The organism is Winogradskyella sediminis (assembly GCF_003387355.1).
GTDB classification, from domain to species: Bacteria; Bacteroidota; Bacteroidia; order Flavobacteriales; family Flavobacteriaceae; genus Winogradskyella; species Winogradskyella sediminis.
Map to the genome: position 1 here is coordinate 1 of NZ_QUNH01000019.1, position 2,837 is coordinate 2,837.

The 2,837-nt window shown below is 31.4% G+C and carries 3 protein-coding genes; all 3 read left to right on the forward strand.

From position 1 onward, the window contains the following. Positions 1-111: 111 nt before the first annotated feature. Entirely contained in the window at positions 112-588 is a 477-nt protein-coding gene (locus C8N41_RS16655) for a hypothetical protein (protein WP_115840105.1), read from the forward strand. Positions 589-734: 146 nt separating this feature from the next. Further along, a complete protein-coding gene (locus tag C8N41_RS16660; RefSeq protein WP_115840106.1) occupies positions 735-1,274 on the forward strand; it encodes a hypothetical protein in 540 nt (179 codons plus the stop codon). Between the two features lie 152 nt (positions 1,275-1,426). Then, a complete protein-coding gene (locus tag C8N41_RS16665) occupies positions 1,427-2,722 on the forward strand; it encodes a hypothetical protein (RefSeq protein WP_115840107.1) in 1,296 nt (431 codons plus the stop codon). Positions 2,723-2,837: the final 115 nt, after the last annotated feature.

The window sequence follows — 2,837 nt, forward strand, 5'->3', positions numbered from 1 at the left end:
AGCCTACTTACGAAAATTCCGCTGGAATTTTCTATCTGTGATTTGTTTGCTAACTTAGTTGCTTAACCACGCAACTAATCATACACAAAAACGTTGTACCTAATTTAAGAAATGAACATTTTCCCAACCAAAGAACAGGAATTTAAGCTAATTGATGACCAAGCAGAAACGTTGAATCGATTGAATCGGAGAACGGAAAAGTCTGAAAATTTGACTTCTCAATATACCGACAAATCATTTCGTGGAATGATAAACGGAAATGAATTTAAAATAATCTCGTCTGTAATCGGAAAAGGAGCTTTTTGCGTAATGACTGGAAAAATTAACTCTGATAGTGGAAACGTGAAAGTCGAAATCCATAAAGTTTTTAGGATTTTATTGAGTGTTTTTCTTTGTTTTCCTGCAGTTGGAATCACAATAGCAATTTTGACAGGTTCAGAAGAATTTTCGCCTATTTTTATTTTAGTAGTTATTCTACAAATGTTAATGATAAGATATGTTTTCATCGGACTTGCATTTAGATTTTTATCTAAAGACAGTTTGAATAGATTGCGTGATGTATTAGATTTTGAATGGATAAAAAACTAGGTACAACACCGTGTATAATTAATTGCTATGTTCTTACCTACTTGCGAAAATTCCTGCGGAATTTTCACGGGTTCGTAAAAGTTTACTAAATTAGTTGCTGAACCACGCAACTAATCATACACAAACACGTTGCCACCAATTAAAAAATGACCTCGCAAAAATTCAAAATTGAGTTATTAAAAACGAATTGGATATCTGAAAAAGATACTCAAACGGACTTTTGTGCACACGGACAAATGCGAGTGAAAATCGGAAATGAAATTGTCGTTGACAAATCCGAAAATGATGGTTGGACAATAAGTGCAAGTGCTCAACTCTTACTTCGGACATTGGAGCGAAATCATACTAAAGAGAATCCCGTTGGCGACCAATTAATTCCGTGTTGCGGACACTTTTTAGTTTTCGACAACGATATGGATGAAGTTTATATTGGAAGTTGTCCGACAGGAATTGACTGGGAAGTAAAACATAAAGACGAAAATGTAATCCTGAAAACGGAAAGCGGAACTGAAACGAAAATAAATTTTGCGGAATATAAAAATGAGGTGTTGAACTTTGTCGACAAAATTGAGCAGTTTTATAAAGAAAGTCCTGAAAAGGAAATACCCAAAGACGAATTTGACAGAAAAGGATATTTGCAGTTCTGGAAAGAATGGAATGAAAAAAGAGCAAAGTGGAAAAAATAACTGGTGGCAACAATGCATAACCGCAATTACGGCGGATTCGACTACGTCTGAATCCACTCGTAATTGCTAAAGCCTGTGATAAGCCGAAAAACATTAACTTTAACCCCGTAACTTCGGTTATACCTACCGTTGTAGCCAATTTACGGAATCAAATGAATTCAACAGAAAAAGGAAATATTGGAGAGGATTTTGTGAATGAAATAGCTTTCAATTCATTTATTGAACATTGGTGTTATCCAAGTCCAAAAGATGAAAATGGAGATAAAAAAGAAATATGTGACCTGTTAATTTTATTCGGAGACAAACTAATAATTATATCGGTCAAGAATTATGAATTTAAAGACTTTTATTCTAGATATTTTAGAAGAACTATTGACAAAGCAGTTAAACAGATTTATGGAGCAGAAAGAAAGTTATTAAAAAGCAAAACAGATATTTTCATCAAGCATCCTAAAAGAGATATTGAAAAATTCCCAAAAGAAAAAATTAAAGAAATTTATAGAGTTATAGTTAATCTTGGAGAAGGTGTACGATTTTATCCATTTAACAAAGAAACAAAGGACGAAAAATTCATTACTCTTTTAGATAAAGAAGCTTTTCAAACAATAGTTAGTGAATTAGACACTATTCCTGATTTTCTTGAATATTTAGGAAAAAGAGAAGAATTGTTTGCTAACAAAACTGCAACTATTATGCCTGGAGAAGAAGAGGATTTTCCTGTTGAAACTGCAAAACAATTTTTTGAATATTCACAAAAAAACTTTAAACCAGCTGATAATCAAAGTATATTGATTTCTGGAACAGAACACGACTTATTAGCACATTACCTCAAAAACGAAAGAACATTTCCTGAACAAATTAATTCAGATGAGTTTAATGGCATTTTCATTCAATTAGATGGTACTTGGGAAAATTTCAATAAACGTAAACAAGTAAAACAGAAAAGAGAACTCGACAGAAATAGTTACTTTCTAGACGAATTAGTTAAAAGGGAAGTATTAAACAATATCAATGAAAACTCAATAGAACTTGCAACAGCTATTATGTCTTTTGACAGGTTTAATCGAAGAATAATTTCTGAAAATTTTTTGCAATTCTACGATTCTTATAAAAACTCAAAAGGAAATTATTTAGCGAGAAGATATGCTGATTTTAATGGCGTAGGAATTGTATTTGCTTTCTACCCTGAAAAAATGCCACAAGAAATGGTTAATAATCTTCTTTCTATAGCACTTGATAGTTTTTGTGTTTATTCAAATTACAAGAGCAAGTCAATGATTCTTATAGCAACAACAATCGATTTTAAACAATTTAAAATGGGATTAATGAAAGACATAGAACCATTTTCCAAAGACGTAGAGCTTGAAATAAGGAAAAATGTTGAATTACTTGGTTGGTTTAAAAATCATCAAGAATTTAAAATAACCAATAAAGAGTATCCAGATTGAAAAATAAAAAAACTGGCTACAACAAAGTACTGTGGCAAAAAACAAGTAAAAACTCATTATTTTTTTACTAAAGTACTTTTATAATTTCCATCATATATTAACCCTGATTTAGCTA